Raw genomic sequence first — 15,630 nt, 5'->3', positions numbered from 1 at the left:
CTACCGGTTCGGCGGGGTGGGGTGGCGTGGTTCGTACAGGCCCAGCTGCGCGCCGCTGGGCAGGCGCAGGCGGGTGAGCAGTCCCCAGCCCGCGTCGGTGATGGCCTCGGGGAACTCGACGCCCTTCTCGGTGAGGTCGTCGACGGTCGCGGTCACGTCGTCGCACATGAGGTAGAGCTCGTGGGCGGACGGTCCGTCCGAAGGGTGGGTGGCGTGCTCCGTGGGGTGGGCGCCGGGCTCCGTGGGGTGGGCGGCGAGCTCGGCGGGCGGCAGGCGGAAGATGAGCCAGCCGCCGCCGACGTCCACGTGCGGGAAGCCGAGGACGTCGCGGAGGAAGGCGCGGTCGGCGTCGGCGTCCTCGCTGTAGACGACGACATGCGCTCCATTGATCATGGCCGTGACGATACGGGGACGGCCGTCCGCATCGGTCCATCTGCGTCCCATGCGATCGCCATGCGTCCCCCGCCCCCGGGCGGACCTGCGAGAACGTGAGGGGCGCCGTGCCTCGGCGCCGTGAGCGGCCCCGGCCGGCGGCAGGCCGGTCCCCGGGACGGGGTGTTCACCGGGGCGGCGCGGGGTAGCGCTGCTGGGGGAGGACGTCCGGGCTGGGAAGGGGCATGTCGACGTGGATCGTCGTGCGGTTCTCGGGCTCGTGACGGTGGTGGGCATCGGCGGGATCGTGGCGTGCGGGAGCATGGGCAGGGCCCACGGGGCGTCCGCGCTCGACTTCGATGAGGGCGGATACCGCGTCGAAAGCGCGACGGTGAAGGTCGGACGCACTCGGAAGACGGTCAAGTACCGGCTGTATTCAGGGGTGCCTTATGCGGCGGATCCGGTCGACCCGGCCCGCGAGAAACTGAGCGTCCGCGTTCCGGTCGAGGTGGACGGAATGGCCATCGACCCCGGCCGGGCGCCGATCATCATGAACACCGCGAGTGGCGATGTGGAGCCGGTCGCCGAGAACAGGATCGCGCTGGCCTCGGGCCTCGTCGTGGTGACCTCGCGGGTGCGGGACACCGCCTGGAACGGGATCGTGGACCTCAAGGCCGCCGTCCGGTACGTCCATCACAACAAGGGGAGACTACCCGGGGACGTCGGCCGGATCGTCGCGTCCGGGAGCGGGAAGGCGGGCGGGCTGGCGGCGCTGGCCGGGGCGTCCGCCGGGCGCGGACAGTACGACGACGACCTGAGGAGAATCGGCGCCGCCAGGTCGTCCGACCGGATTTACGCCGTCGCCGCGAATATGCCTGTCACCGAGATCGGAAAGGCCGATCTCGCCTACGACCGGAATCTTCTCCTCGCGAAATACCTGGAGCCGGCCGGGGCGCGCTACCTGAAGAGGTTGCCGGAAGACGACCGGTCCCTCTACCTCAAGCGGAATTCCTGGATCGACTGGATGCACGGCCGGATCTCGTTCGCCTACGACGACCTGCTCGACCTGCTCGACCAGGTCGGGAACCGGAGGGCGAAGGGCCTGGCGGCGTCCGCGAAGCCGGCGCCCGTGCTGCGGAGCGCGATGGACTTCGTCCGGCAGCGGAACCCGCAGCGGGCCCGCCACTGGTGGCTGCGGACGGGAACGGACGGCACCGACGTCCCCCTCACCGTCATCGGAAGCCTCACCACCGGCCTGCGGAGCCTCGGCGACGACGTGGACGTGGACTGGGACGCCACCGTGAACCGAGGCGACACCGTGAACCGCGACGACTCGGCCGACATGGGCACGGCCGTCGCGTCCCAGGCCGTCGCGTGGATCGACGGGACCGTCGCGCGCCGTTCCTGATGATCTCCGGACGGACGGCACTATCCTCGACGTGGCGGCCGATTCCCCCCGTCGGTTCCCCCCCTTCGGCGTGGGGCCGCCCTACCCCGCTGATCCCGCCTAGCCAATCGGAGCAGGTTTGTCCGACGGGACCCCCCCTGATGTCCTCCCACCGTCCCGGCTGAGAAGGGCCGGGCTCGATCGCGTCCTGCCGGGCCGGTCCCGGCCGTGGGCGGTCCCGCCCCCGCTCCGGGCGGTCGGCCGGTTCCTCGCGGCCCACACGGTCTTCCTGGCCGTGGTGGGCGGGGCGATCGCGCTGCGCGTCGTCGCGATGCTCGGCTTCCCGTCCGTGCTGTGGTTCGGCGATTCCCGGACGTACGTGACCGGCGCCCTCGACATGCGGCCGTCGACGCTGCGGCCGTCCGGGTACTCGCTGATCCTGGCGGCGATCCGGCCGTTCCACGGGTTCACCGGCGTGCTGGTCGTGCAGCACGCGATGGGCGTCCTCGCGGGCGTGATGGTCTACGCGCTGCTGCAGCGGGCGCTGCGCCGCGGCTGGCCCCGGCTGTGGATCTGGGTCCCGGGCGTGATCGCGTCCGTGCTGACCCTGCCGGTGCTCTACGACGCCTACGAGATCCAGCTCGAGCACATGCTCATGGCGGACGTGCCGTTCACGTTCATGCTCATCGCCGGGATCACCCTCGCCATGTGGTGGCGGAAGACGCCGCTGTGGGCCGGCGCGGTCGCGGGCCTGGTCATCGGTGCCGCCGCGGACGTCCGCTCGGTCGGGCTGCCGATGCTGATCGTCCTGGCGTTCTGCCTGGCCGTGCGCCGGGCGGGCTGGCGGACGGTCACGGCGACCGTCGTCGCGGGCGTCGCCCCGCTGGTCGGCTACATGATCTGGTTCCACTCCTACAACGGGCAGTGGGCGTTCACCTCGACCGACAAGGTCTGGCTCTACGGGCGTGTCGCGGACTTCGCCGACTGCACCAAGATCAAGCCCAAGCCGGAGCTGCAGCTCTTCTGCCAGGACAAGGTGATCCGCGATCCCGAGGTCGCGGCGGCGTTCCAGGCCATGTGGACGTCCGACTCGCCGTTCGACCAGATGCCCTGGGAGATGGACGACCCCCGGACGAACAAGCTCGCGGGCGAGTTCGCCATGCAGGCCATCGAGAAGCAGCCCGGCGACTACGCCTACGTCGTCTGGCGCGACACCTGGCGCGCGTTCGACTGGAAGCGCGTCGACTACCCGAACCCCGGCACCGTCGAGGAGTACCGGTTCCCGGAGGGCGGCGCGCTCCGGACCTGGAACGCCATGGCCGCCTACGACTACGGCGGCCGGACGGCCGAGTCCCGCGTCGTGGAGCCCTACGGCGACTTCATGCGCGACTACCAGAGCCACTACTTCATGCCGGGCACGTTCCTCGGGATCCTGCTGGGCGCCGGTCTGGTCGGCGTCGTGCTCCGGATCCGCCGGTTCGGCGGGCCGGTCCTGCTGCCGTTCGGGGTCGGCCTCGCGCTGCTGGTCGTCCCGGCCGCGACCGCCGACTTCGACTACCGCTACGTCCTGCCGACGGCGCCGTTCGCCGTTCTGGCGGCCGGCCTCGCGCTCACCCGCGAGCCGCGCCGCGAGACCGCCCCCGCCCCGGCCGTCCCGTCCGGCGAACCCGGCTCCGAGACCCCGGAACCGAAGCAGCCGGACAAGCCGGAGGAGCCGGAGGAGCCGGAGAAGCCCGAAGCCGATCGGAAGCCCCGGCCCGAGACGGACGAGCAGGCCGAGGAGGAACCCTCCGAGGGCGAAGGACCTGAAGCGGACGAGGGCGCCGACGAGGAGACGGAGCAGGCTCCGGAGCAGGCCCCCGAGAAGGCTCAGGAAAAGGCGGACGCCCCCGGCCGGTGATCGGCCGGGGGCGTCCGGAGAACGGAACCGTTCGGGGAACCGAACGGATCAGGCGAGCGGGAGGCGCTCCAGCTCCTCCTGCGGGAGCTGGGCGCGCGCCTCGGCGACGCGCCGCTCGAGCTTGCCGAGCGTCTTGGTGTAGGTCCGGCTGGAGAGCCAGAACTTGTAGATGATCACCAGCTCGAAGGTCATCATGCCGATGCCGGACAGAATGGTCACCGGGATGATCGCGCCGGGGATCACCGCGGCGACCAGCGGGGCGACGATGAACACGCCCATCTGGAACTCGATGCCGGAGATCAGGTGCGGACGGATCCGGCCGCGCAGCAGGGCGTCCCGGATCCGGGTGTACCAGGGGAACTTCTTGTTGAACTCGGCCTGGAGCGCGATGTTCGGGTTGTCGCCGACGACCCGGTCCTCCATGTCGGCCTCGGGGTCGTTGCCGAGCGCCCGCTCGGCGGACGACAGCTCGGCGTCCATGACGGACGGGACCTCGCCGCGCGCGGCGCGGGCGGCCGCCTCCAGCGTGCTGGCCTGGGAGCCCAGGTCGCGCAGCTTCGTGCGCATCTGGGAGCGGACCTTGTAGATCTCCAGGGCGTCCATGTAGCGGAGCATGTCCAGGAACACCACGGCGACCGCGGTCCACACGTAGGCGACGTTGCCGGTGCGCGCGTACGCCCCGCCCATCAGGGCGATCGCGCAGGCCAGCACGCGGACGCGGTCGAAGATGTAGTCCAGCCAGGCGCCGAAGATCGAGCCGGTGCCCTTCAGGCGCGCGATCTTGCCGTCCATGCAGTCGAGCGTGAACGACAGGTGGTAGAGCAGCGCGCCGATCAGCAGCATCGGCCAGGTGCCCACGGCGAACAGGCCGCCCGCGCCCAGCCCGAGGATCAGCGCGCCGACGGTGAGCTGGTTGGGAGTGATGTTGGTCTTGTTGGCAGTGAACTTGACCAGTCGCGAGGCGAGCGGATCGACCAGCAAGACCGTCCACCATGCGTCACGCGCTTTGTACGTCCGTTGCCGAACGTCATCGAGCGTGAAGTTCGCCATGGAGAGCTGTCCTTTCGAGAAAATGGATCGAGGCCGGTCCCCGTGCCTCGGAAAAGCGTCGCACCCCGCGCCACCAGATGCTACCGGCCCACCACCCGGGAGACTCCGCTAAGACGCCCAGTCGTCACCGGGAAGTGATCATTCGGGCGTCCGGGGCGAACACCCCGAAGTCCGGTCGACACGACACACGGCACACGACGCACAGCACACGGCGCACGGCCCACGACGGCCCATGACCGGCCGCCCGGCGATCGGGTGATCGCCGGGCCACCGGTCAATGATCACTCAGGACGCAGGGACAGCAGGTGGTCCACCACGCGGGTGGAGGCGTGCCCGTCGTCCATGGCGCAGTACTTCTGCCGGAACGCCGTGTAGGCGGCACTGTACCGGCGGCTGGTCGCGTCGATGTCGCGCAGCGCCTCGATCACCTCACCGGGTTCGCGCAGCAGCGGGCCGGGCGCCTCGGCGGTCAGGTCGAAGTAGGTGCCGCGCAGCTCGTCCTGGTAGAAGTCCAGGTCGGGGACGTAGAACAGGATCGGCCTGCCGGTCGCGGCGAAGTCGAACATGACCGACGAGTAGTCGGTGATCACGACGTCCGCGATCAGGTAGAGCTCGGAGATGTCGGGGTAGCGGGTGACGTCCACCACACCCTCGCCGATCCCGACCGTCCGGTCCGCGACCATGTGGTGCTGCCGGACGAGCACCGACCACGAGTCGCCTAGCGAGGCGGCGATCTGGTCGGCGGGCAGCACGAGCTCGGCCGTCCGGCCGCCGGTCAGCCAGATGTCCTCGCGCCAGGTCGGCACGTACAGCGCCACCGGACGGTCGTAGGGGATCCCCAGCCGGTCGCGGACCTGCCGCTCGCGCGCGTCGCGGTCGTGCGCGAAGAGCATGTCGTTGCGCGGGTACCCGACCTCCAGCACCTCGCCCTGGTACCGGAAGGCGTCCCGCAGCATGCCGGTGACGTGCGGGCTCGGGGAGATCAGCCGGTCCCAGAGCGGCACGTCCTCCTCGTACCGGCTGAGCTTGGTGGTGTTGCTGGCGATCCTGCCGTTGCGCACCAGGTCGTAGGCGATGTGCTTGTACGGGGTGCCGTGCCAGGTCTGGAGGTACACCTGGCCGGGGCGCTTGGCGTAGCCGGTCGGCTTGAGGCAGTTGTCGATCACGAACCGGGCCGACGCGACGAGCTCGTGGTAGTCCCGCGAGCCGCGCATCACCGTGCGGGCGTCGCCGACCGGGATCGTGAACTGGCCGTCGTTGCTGCCCCAGACGAACTCGAAGGGCAGGTCGCGGCGGACCATCTCCTCGTAGATCGCCTGCGGGTTGTCGGAGTACTGCTTGCCGAAGTAGCTCTCGAACACGACCACGTCGCGGATCGGCGCGGTGTTCCCCGCCCCGTACAGGGCGCGCTGCATGCGGCGCTGCGCGTAGGGGCCGCGCTCGTCGTCGGTGAGGGCGCGCCGCACGAACAGGTGGAGCAGGTCGCCCCGGTGGGCCTTGAGCGCCAGCTCGTGCATCCCGACGAAGTGGGGCTCGGGCAGGGAGCCGCGCGCGGCCCGGTCGATGCCGACCGTGAGGTCGCCGCGCTCGCCGGGCGCGTAGAGGTCCCAGCGTCCGCTGGACAGGGGGAGGCCGTCGCTGCGGCCGTTGAGCAGCGCGGTGAAGCGCTGGCCCTCCCAGGCCAGCGGCACCTCGTGCGCCAGGGTGGACCGGCGCATGCGCATGATCAACCGGTCGGGACGGGTGTTCTCGTCGCCGCTGGAGCCGGTGAGCTCGATCGTGGTGCCGTCCAGCCAGCGGACGCCGGTCACGACCAGGCGCGGCGCGCGTTCGACCAGGGTGAGGTTGCCGTACTTGGTGGCGATGACGTCGTACTCGCGTCCGCCGACGCCGACGCGCAGGTCCACCAGGTCGGCCTCGACGCCGAGGCGCACCTTGGTGCCCTTGGTGCGCAGGGACACGTCCCAGTCGATGCTGTCGTTGCCGGTCTCGGCGACGTCGCCCGCCTCGGTCTGCGAGGCGAGCTGGGCGATGTCGATCTCGGCGGTGAACTTCACGTGGCCGCCCTCGCCCGTCCCGGTCTTGCGGACGGGCTGCTTGACCTTGACCATGCCCTGGCGGAGCGCGACCTCCAGGTGGCCGTTGGTGACGACCGCCTGGTCCTCGCGGCGGACCCAGCCGGTGAGCAGCAGCCGCTGCCCCTCCGCGGTGATGGAGGTGGCCTTCGCCCGGACGGACTGGACGCCGATGAGCAGCTCGTTGGCCTGGCTGTACTTGGGCTTGATCAGCTTGCCCGGCGAGGTCTCGTGCTGCGGCGGCCACAGGCCCGCGCCCTTGGGGCCGGTGAGGCGGCCGTGGCGGCTGACGCCGTTGGTGGTGACGGTGACGTAGACGTGCCAGGTGCCCTCGCCGGAGCCGAGCTGCTCTGGGGTCACCTCGAAGGCGAAGCCGGAGCCGGACAGGTCGGCGGTGGCCTGCTTGCTCTCGGCGGTGACGTCCGGGCGGCGCACGCGCTCGACGTCCGGACGCAGGGTCTTGGACATGAGCAGCAGGCGCCGGCGGCGGAGCTCGATCTCGATGGTCGAGTCGGACGCCTCCGGGACGTGCATCCGGTCGATGTAGGCGTGGCCCTCGATGCGCAGCCGCCCGTCCCGCCAGAGGATGTCGTCGATCCCGGTCTTGAGGTCCAGCTCGTCGCGGAGCTCGTAGAGGTCGACCGGGAAGCGGGGGTCGCCGAGGTAGGGGTAGTCGCCGAACCACTTGCCGGGGTGCTCGGGGAGCTGGATGGCGCTGGCGCGGTCGGGGTGGCTCTTGCCGAAGGAGACGATCTCCACGAGCTCGGGCATCAGCCGCTGCCGGACGGCGTGGAACTTCAGCCGGTCGATGGCGGGCAGCTCCTCGGAGACCCGCGGGTCCATCCGGTCGAGGACGCCGTTGACCAGGTCGGGGAAGGTCTCGCGGTACTGCTCGTCGCCCTGGTCGACGACGTTGACGAAGATCCGGATGTCGTCGGCGAGGGCGAAGTGGTCGTAGCGGTCCTTCAGGTCCGCCGCGTTCTTCTCCAGGAAGGTCGAGGCGGAGGTGACCGAGCGCATCCGGTCGGAGAGGTTGCCGGGCTCGGTGCGGCGCTGGGTGATCGAGCGGGCGCCCGACTCCCGGACGCGCCAGTGGTACACGGGCTCGTGCAGCACGTCGACCTTGGACGCCAGGACGTGCGCCGGGATGGTGACCGGGATGTCCTCGTAGAGGCCGGCGGGGAAGGCGAAGGCGTGCTTGTCCCAGAAGGCGCGCCGGAAGACCTTGTTCCAGGCCGTCCGGTCGTTCAGCAGCTCGGGGAACTCGCGGACGTGGGTGGCCTTCCGGTCGACCTGGAAGATCTTCCGGTGCATGGGCGACTGGGTCAGCCCGTTCACGCCGAACCGGCGGACGCCGCCGCAGGCCAGGTCGGATCCGGTCTCCTCCAGGGACGCCACCATCAGCTCGTAGGCGTACCGGGGGATGATGTCGTCGCTGTCGGCGAACGCCAGGTACCTGCCGGCCGAGTGCGGCACGCCCGCGTTCCGGGCCGGGCCGAGGCCCTGGTTCTGCTGCTGGACGAGCCGGAACCGGCCGTCCTTCTCGGCGAAGTTCTTGGCGATCGTGGCGCTGGAGTCGGTCGACCCGTCGTCCACCATGATCACTTCGAGGTCGCTCAGCGTCTGCCGGGCCAGCGATTCAAGGCAGGGCTCCAGGTACGCCTCGACGTTGTAGAACGGCACGACGACGCTCAACAGCGGTGACACGACACTCCAACGGATGGTCTAGAGGTGGTCGAATCCGGATCAGGATTCGGCTTGGTGCAGGCTATCCGACGGGTGTTCTGCGGAAAGCCCAGTCGAGTCTCGGCTCCATCGCCCACCGGAAGCAGGTCACGACGGGCTTGGAGCAGAGGAGGGTCCCCACGGCGCAGGCGCCCGCCAGAACGACGAGGACCCCGGGGACGGTGTGCAGGAACGACATGTCCCACCAGCCCATGTACCCGATGAACCGGGTCAGCAAGCCGTGGAGCAGGTAGGCGTAGAGGGTGGTCGCGCCGAGCTTGGTGAACCAGGTCTGTCGCCGCGGCACCAGGGTGAGGAAGGCGCCGATCAGGACGAACGCGCAGGCCATCATCCCGAGCCGCATCGCCGAGCCGGTGATGTTGTCGACCGCGAAGTCGCTGTGCGGGTCCTTCCAGTACAGCCAGTTGAGGTCCATGCGGGTCCGGGCGAACCAGGCGACGCCGACCGCGCCGATCAGGAGCGCCGCGCCGACGGGCCGCAGGATCGGCTTCTTCAGGTACTCGAAGTGCTGCGGCTTCAGGCAGAGGCCGAGCACGTAGAACGGCAGCAGGCCGATCACCCGGTGCAGGTCGAGCGTGCTGCCGAGGTCGCTCATGTAGGACAGCAGCGAGAACCCGACGGCGACGGCGACCGGCCAGCGGATCTGCTGCCAGACCGGGGTGGACAGCCGCCAGAGGAACAGCGCGCACAGGAACCAGGTGAGGAAGTACGGGTCGAGCAGGCTGATCTCGAGCTTGTTCCGCCCGACCGCCCAGTCGAAGACCGTGTAGGCGAACTGGAAGACCACGTAGGGCACGCCCACGGCCGTGATCAGCTTGCGGGTGCGGCCCGCCGAGAACGTCCAGTTCCGGGAGAAGTAGCCGGTGATCACGATGAACAGCGGCATGTGGAACATGTAGATCGCCAGGTACAGCGTCCTGGCCAGCGGGACGTTGCCCAGCTGCGCCAGGCAGTGGCCCATGACGACGAGCAGGATCGCCATGAACTTGGCGTTGTCGAAGAACGGGTCGCGCTGCTTGCGCGGCCTGTTGCCCGGAGTGAGTGGAGCGTTCCCGTCCGTCACCGGCGGCGGGGTCGGCGCCTCTCCCGGGGGACTCACCCGGATCGGTGGGTGTGCGATGCGCGGGGGTGCGGGAGGGGTGCCGGTGTACGTCATGGGTCCTTGCCGGTGTGGGGACTTCGGCGGACGCGGAGGCCGGGGCCCGGCCTGGGAGGGCCGGGGGCCGGTCGGGGGGACGCCCCCCGGCCTCCGCGGGGTGCTCGGGCTAGTTGCCGTCGCAGATGTTGTCGTCGGCCTTGATCTCGCCCTGCTGCTTGGGGATGGCGCCGCCGGACTTTCCGGTCTTGAGGTTCGTCCAGTCGGTGCCGATGATCAGGTCGACCGTGCCGGCCCGGCCCGGCGCGGCGGCCGAGGGGGCCGGGGCGTCGGGGACCAGCGCGGCCAGCGTCTTGGCCTGCTGGTCGGCGCCGGGACCGAACTGGACCTTGGTGGTGGTCGTGGCGTGGTTGCCCGCGACCTCGACCTGGAAGCCCTGCGAGCGGAGCGCGGCTCCGACCCGTCCGGCCTGGCCGGCGATGCCGCTGGCGTTGAAGACGCGCACCTTGACCTGGCTCGCCGGGATCTTCGGCGCGGCGGCGCCGCCGCCCGCGGGCTTCTTCTTCTCGTCCGGCACCGAGCGGTCGTTGCGCAGCGCGGAGAAGAAGGCGTCGGCGGCGGCCTGGTTCAGCACGACCCGGTTGCGGTCGGCCGGGTCCGCGCCCCACGGGACGGTGATGAAGCGGAGCTTGCCGGACGTCATGCCCTGCATGCCCGTGCCGATCTTCAGCATCGTGGTCGCGGTGAGCTCGCTGTCGGTCCGCAGCGACTTGGTGCCCGCGTTGATCAGCTTCAGCAGCTTGTCCGGGTTGCTGAGGACGCCCGCGCTCATCGCCTTGTTGGCGAGCGCGCCCATGAACTTCTGCTGGCGCTTGATGCGGCTGAGGTCGGAGCCGTCGCCGAGGCCGTGCCGGACGCGCACGTAGGACAGCGCCTCGTCACCCTTGATCACGTGCTTGCCCCGGGTCAGGTGCAGCTTGGACTTGGGGTCGTTGACGTCCTTGGGCAGGCAGATCGGGACGCCGCCGACGGCGTCGGTGATCGACTTGAACCCGACGAAGTTGACCTCCATGAAGTGGTCGATCCGCAGGTTCGTGAGGCTCTCGATGGTCTTGACCGTGCAGGACGGCCCGGCGAGCGTGAACGCCGAGTTGATCATCGCCTTGGGCTGGGCGGGGGTGGTGCCGCTGCCGTCGGGCTTCTTGCAGGACGGGATCGGCACCATGAGGTCGCGGGGGAAGCTGACGCCGAACGCCCCGCCGCCGCCCGGCGACAGGTGCAGCAGGATGATCGTGTCGGACCGCGGCGGGTCGTTCTTCATGCTGCGGCCGTAGGCGGCGTTCGCGCCCGCCCGGCTGTCGGACCCGAGCATCAGAATGTTCATCGCGCTGTTCAGCTTCTTCGGCCGGTTGGGGCCGACGAGGGCGTTGGTGTCCTCGTGCGCGATGTTGCCGAACATCTTCCGGTAGACGCCGTACATCGTGAGGGAGCCGGCGACCATCACGGCCGAGAGGCCGATGCACACCCAGCCGAGGATGCGCCAGCCACGTCGGCGCGTCGGCTCCGGTGAGTCGGCGTCGTCGACGTACTCCATGTACATGGGGTTGTCGTTCATCGGCTCCGTGATGGGGGTCGGGCCCGCCCTTGGGGGTCGCGGAATCAGTCAGAGATTAGGTCAGCCGAGCCGTCGAACGGGTCCGGATCCGGCATTCGCTGCGGCGGTTCCGGCCGGTTCTCCGGCCACTGCGGTCACATGCTCCAGGGTCAAACGCCGATCTAGCGACGCTTTGTCAAAGTTTCGTTGGATTATGACGGAAGATCCTGAGGCTAGCGGTGCGAGCACAGTGATCAGAACCCCCTGGCGGGTGGCGAGAGGCACGTGAACCAACAGGCGGTCACGCGCGTCCAAGGCCCACTCCGTGGCGGACTTCCGTGCCTCGGTGACCAGATCCGCCCCGGTGTATGTGGTCTTTGTCACAGTCAGCAGCGGGTCGTCGGCAAAGGACCGTTCGGGCCGGAACCGGTCGCCGTGCGCCCGAACCTCCACCGCGTAGTCGGTCACGCCGGGCGGGACGTCCGCCATCGGCCCGCCCAGCGCGTGCAGGGAGAGGCCGACGACCTCGTCCGCCCCGGAGTCGTCGATCCCGGGCAGATCCTCCTCGGCCACCGCCAGGAGATACGGCCCCTCGACCTCCTCCGGCCCGTCCAGATGGACGTGCAGTCCGGCGGACCACGACGCCATCAGCCACACCAGCGTCTGCCAGTGCCCCGGCAGCGCCAGGACGACCTTGTCGCCCGCCTGGGCCCCGAGCCCGTCCACCAGGAAGTTGGCGGTCTTGGCCACCCAGTTGTCGAAGACGCGGGCCGACAGCTCGATCCGCTCGTTCCGCGCGTCGTCGTAGAAAGTGACAAAGGGCCGGGACGGATCCGAATCCACACGGGCCCGCAACAGGCCGGCGGGATCGGTCGCGATCTTGGGAGCCGTCATGGACGGAGCGTACGCCCCGGCCGCCGATCCCGCTGACCTCGGGCGCGCCCGGCGCCGACCCCGGCGGCCCCGGTGCTGACCTCGGGCGCACCCGGTGTCGCGCGGCCTCGCGGGCGGGGGGATGCCGATACGCTCCGCTTCGATGGACGTCCGGGGGAACCACCGATGAGCGCGGGGCGGCTGCTCGCCCGCATCACCGTCGCACCCGCCCTTCTGCTGGTGGCGTGGCTGACGGTGTCCGCGCCGTTGCTGCTGGGCGGCGTCCTCGACCTGGGACCCACGTTCGCCCTGTTCGTGCCGGTCGCGGCCGTCGTGCTGTGGCTCGGCCTGAGGGACGCCCCGCGCGCCGCGGACGAGCCGCGCCCCGGGCCGATCGGGCCGGTGCCGCGCTGGTCGGCCGTCGGCGTCCTGCTGGTGGCGGCCGTCTTCCTGGTCGTCCAGGTCGCGATGTGCTCCGAGCAGATCATCGTGCGCCGCGACCCGGCGTCCTACGTGCAGTTCGCGCTCTGGCTGAACGACCACGGCTCGCTGCCGATCGCCCAGGACCGCGCCGCGTTCGGCGGCGGCGACCCGGCGCTCGGCTTCGGCTCGCTCGCCTTCTACCAGGTCGGGAACGACATCGAGCCGCAGTTCATGGCCGGGCTGCCGCTGGTCCTGACCTTCGGCGGCTGGCTCGGCGGCGTCCGCGCGATGCTGCTGATGGCGCCGCTGCTCGGCGCGGCGGCCGTCCTGGCGTTCGGCGGCCTGGTCGCCCGGCTCGTCGGGCCCCGCTGGGCCCCCGCCGGGGCGCTGCTGCTCGCCCTGACGCTCCCGATGATCTGGGTGTCCCGGTCCACCTACAGCGAGCTGCCCGCGATGGTCCTGCTGTTCGGCGGGCTCGCGATGCTCTACGACGTGCGCGCCCAGGCCGTGGACGAGCCGCGCCGCACCGGCCGGTACTGGCGGCTCATGCCGTCCTCGGCGCGGGCCAAGGCGTTCCTCGCCGGCGGCATGCTCGGGCTGATCGTCCTCGTCCGGATCGACGGGCTCCGCGACGTCCTGCCCGTCGTGGTGTTCGCCGGGCTGCTGGTCGCGCGCCGCCGCCGCACCGGCGTGCCGCTCGCGCTCGGCCTCACCGCCGGGGTCGCGCTGGGCCTCACCGAGGGATTCCTGCTGTCCCGCCCCTACCTGGTCTACCTGCGCGCCTCGCTGGTGCCGTTGCTCGCGCTGACCGTCGTGCTGGTCGCGCTCACCGCCGTCATGGTCGTCCTGCTGCGGTGGGAGCGCACCGGGCCGCGGCTGCGCGCCCTGGCCGCCCTGGCCGCCCGCGGCCGGATCCCGGACCTGGCCGCCTGGCTCACCCTCGCCGTCGTCGCCCTCCTGGTCGCGCGGCCCTGGCTGCAGACCGTCCGGCGCGTCCCGGCGAACGCCGACGACACGCAGAACGCCCACTTCATCGAGGAGGTCCAGCGGATCAACCGGCTGCCGCTGGACGGCACCCGCCAGTACTCCGAGCTGTCCATGCACTGGGTGATCTGGTACATCGGGGTGCCCGCGCTGCTCGCCGCCACGTTCGGCGCGGCGCTGCTGGTCAGGCGGCTGCTGCGGCGCCGCACCCCGGAGTGGCTGCTCCCGTACGGGGTGATCGTCTGGACGACCGTCCTGGTGCTCTACCGGCCCGGGATCACCCCCGACCACCCGTGGGCGTCCCGGCGGCTCATCGCGGTCGTCATCCCCGGGCTGCTGCTGCTCGCGGTGTGGGCGGCGGCGTGGCTCGTCCGGCGCGTCCGGCGCACCGGGTACGGACGGCGCCCGACCGCCGTGGTCGCGGTCTCCTCGTGCGCGGTCCTCGGCATCCCGATCGGGCTGTCGTCGGCGCCGTTCATGGCCGCCCGGACGCACCAGCACGAGGTCGCCGCCGTCCGCGACCTGTGCGCCCGGATCGGGCCGGGCCGGTCGGTCGTCATCCTCGACCAGAGCTACGCCGACCAGTTCCTCCAGGTCATCCGCAGCATGTGCGGCGAGCCGTCCGCGCGGCTGTCCCCGGAGGCCACGCCCGCGGACGTCTGGCGGGTCACCGGCAAGATCTACGACGCGGGGCGCGTGCCCGTCCTCATGGGCGCCACCGCGGGCGAGGTGGCCCCCTACGGGCAGCCGGTCCACGCGATGACGCTGCGCACCCGGCAGGACGAGCGGACCCTGGTCAAGCCCCCCAAGGGGACCTGGACGCTGAACCTCGACGTGTGGATCACCGAGCCCCCGCGGCCGTGACCGGCTATCCTCGCCCTGCGTGAGTACCCAGCCCGCCGCCTCGACCACCACGCACGCCCCGGAGCAGGCTCCGGAAGCGGCCCCGGCGACCGACGCGGCCCCCGAGACCACCACCGAGGCCGGGCCCGCGGCCGAACCCGCGCACGACGCCCTCTCCGACGTCGCTCCCGATGTCACACCGGGCGTCGCGCCGGATCTTGCGCCGGACGTCGAGCCGGATCTTGCGCCGGACGTCGAGGACGGCGCCTTGCAGGACACCGTGACGGCGCCCGTGACCGGGCCCGCGGCCGGAACAGGCACCGGGACTGAGACAGGCACGCGGACGCTGTTCGAGGCCGGGCCCGAGGCCGCCTTCCGGGCCGCTCCCGAGGACGACCGGCCCGTCCACGTGACGATCGTCCTGCCCTGCTACAACGAGCAGGACCACGTGCTCGACGAGGTCGAGCGGATCACCAAGGCCATGGACAACAGCGGCATGGCCTACGAACTGCTCGCCGTGGACGACTGCTCCACCGACGACACGCTGGCCCGGCTGCGCGAGGCCGCGCCGCGGTTCCCGAGCATGAAGGTCGTCGCGTTCCGGCACAACAGCGGGTCCGGGACCGTCCGGCGGCTCGGCACCCAGCAGGCGCGCGGCGACATCGTCGTGTGGACCGACGCCGACATGACCTACCCGAACGAGCGGATCCCCGAGCTGGTCGCCATGCTCGACCAGGACGCCTCGATCGACCAGGTCGTGGGCGCGCGGACGTCCGAGGAGGGCACCCACAAGCTGCTGCGCGTCCCGGCCAAGTGGTTCATCCGCAAGGTCGCCGAGCGGCTCACCAACACCCGGATCCCGGACCTGAACTCCGGGCTGCGCGCGTTCCGCCGCCAGGTGTCGCTGCCCTACCTGCGGCTGCTGCCGCCCGGGTTCTCCTGCGTCACGACGATCACCATCGCGTTCCTGTCGAACCAGCACCACGTCGCGTACGTGCCGATCGACTACGCCAAGCGCGCGGGCACCTCGAAGTTCCACTTCGTCAAGGACGCCTACCGGTACATCCTCCAGGTGCTGCGCATGGTGATGTACTTCAACCCGCTCAAGGTGCTGATGCCCCTGGCGCTGTGGCTGATCGTCGTCGGCCTCGCCAAGGGCGTGTTCGATATGGTCTGGCACTTCGGGTACTTCGCCAGCAACACCATCCTGATCTTCGTCACCGGGCTGATCATCGGGTCGATGGCCCTGCTCGCGGACCTGATCGTGCGGTCACGGGGGGACTAGCC

The 15,630-nt window shown here is 70.8% G+C and carries 10 protein-coding genes; 4 read left to right on the top strand and 6 right to left on the bottom strand.

Annotated features, from left to right (window positions below; translation table 11 throughout):
- Complete coding sequence (locus tag EBO15_RS04970; RefSeq protein WP_122193104.1) at window positions 1-393, bottom strand: VOC family protein; 393 nt, start codon at window positions 391-393, stop codon at window positions 1-3.
- 232 nt (window positions 394-625) lie between these two features.
- Here EBO15_RS04970 and EBO15_RS04965 point away from each other — a divergent pair, with 232 nt between their 5' ends.
- A complete protein-coding gene (locus EBO15_RS04965; RefSeq protein WP_147481381.1) occupies window positions 626-1,780 on the top strand; it encodes a hypothetical protein in 1,155 nt (384 codons plus the stop codon).
- Window positions 1,781-1,898: 118 nt separating this feature from the next.
- Window positions 1,899-3,659 (top strand): hypothetical protein, encoded by a 1,761-nt coding sequence (locus tag EBO15_RS04960; protein ID WP_122193102.1) that lies wholly within the window; start codon window positions 1,899-1,901, stop codon window positions 3,657-3,659.
- Between the two features lie 48 nt (window positions 3,660-3,707).
- On the opposite strand, the gene EBO15_RS04955 is transcribed toward EBO15_RS04960, so the two are convergent.
- The 5 genes from EBO15_RS04955 to EBO15_RS04935 form a co-directional block, all read right to left on the bottom strand.
- On the bottom strand, window positions 3,708-4,640 hold the full coding sequence (locus EBO15_RS04955) for a CDP-alcohol phosphatidyltransferase family protein (protein WP_325051868.1): 933 nt from the start codon (window positions 4,638-4,640) through the stop codon (window positions 3,708-3,710).
- A 350-nt stretch (window positions 4,641-4,990) separates the two neighbouring features.
- Window positions 4,991-8,491, bottom strand: coding sequence for a CDP-glycerol glycerophosphotransferase family protein (locus tag EBO15_RS04950; RefSeq protein WP_122193100.1), 3,501 nt, complete (start codon window positions 8,489-8,491; stop codon window positions 4,991-4,993).
- 61 nt (window positions 8,492-8,552) lie between these two features.
- Window positions 8,553-9,593: an acyltransferase family protein gene (locus tag EBO15_RS04945; protein WP_233615960.1), complete on the bottom strand. Its 1,041-nt coding sequence runs from the start codon at window positions 9,591-9,593 to the stop codon at window positions 8,553-8,555.
- Between the two features lie 202 nt (window positions 9,594-9,795).
- Window positions 9,796-11,241 carry an LCP family protein gene (locus tag EBO15_RS04940; RefSeq protein WP_122193098.1) on the bottom strand — a complete coding sequence of 482 codons (1,446 nt, stop codon included), beginning with the start codon at window positions 11,239-11,241 and terminating at the stop codon, window positions 9,796-9,798.
- Between the two features lie 60 nt (window positions 11,242-11,301).
- Window positions 11,302-12,114: a TIGR03089 family protein gene (locus tag EBO15_RS04935; protein ID WP_122193097.1), complete on the bottom strand. Its 813-nt coding sequence runs from the start codon at window positions 12,112-12,114 to the stop codon at window positions 11,302-11,304.
- A gap of 165 nt (window positions 12,115-12,279) precedes the next feature.
- Between EBO15_RS04935 and EBO15_RS04930 the strand changes: the two genes are divergently transcribed.
- Window positions 12,280-14,364 carry a hypothetical protein gene (locus EBO15_RS04930; RefSeq protein ID WP_122193096.1) on the top strand — a complete coding sequence of 695 codons (2,085 nt, stop codon included), beginning with the start codon at window positions 12,280-12,282 and terminating at the stop codon, window positions 14,362-14,364.
- Between the two features lie 325 nt (window positions 14,365-14,689).
- The gene (locus tag EBO15_RS04925) at window positions 14,690-15,628 is read left to right on the top strand and encodes a glycosyltransferase family 2 protein (RefSeq protein ID WP_199744337.1); all 939 of its coding nucleotides are present in this window, start codon (window positions 14,690-14,692) and stop codon (window positions 15,626-15,628) included.
- Window positions 15,629-15,630 lie beyond the last annotated feature (2 nt).

Origin of the sequence: Actinomadura harenae (assembly GCF_003696215.1) — a bacterium.
Classification (GTDB): domain Bacteria; phylum Actinomycetota; class Actinomycetes; order Streptosporangiales; family Streptosporangiaceae; genus Spirillospora; species Spirillospora harenae.
This window is presented reverse-complemented; position numbering and strand designations above follow the sequence as displayed.

What these genes read in the sequence shown, in the direction of transcription:
- EBO15_RS04970 (WP_122193104.1), bottom strand. Translation starts at nt 393, where the DNA reads ATGATCAATGGAGCGCATGTCGTCGTCTACAGCGAGGACGCCGACGCC.
- EBO15_RS04940 (WP_122193098.1), bottom strand. Translation starts at nt 11,241, where the DNA reads ATGAACGACAACCCCATGTACATGGAGTACGTCGACGACGCCGACTCA.
- EBO15_RS04935 (WP_122193097.1), bottom strand. Translation starts at nt 12,114, where the DNA reads ATGACGGCTCCCAAGATCGCGACCGATCCCGCCGGCCTGTTGCGGGCC.
- EBO15_RS04930 (WP_122193096.1), top strand. Translation starts at nt 12,280, where the DNA reads ATGAGCGCGGGGCGGCTGCTCGCCCGCATCACCGTCGCACCCGCCCTT.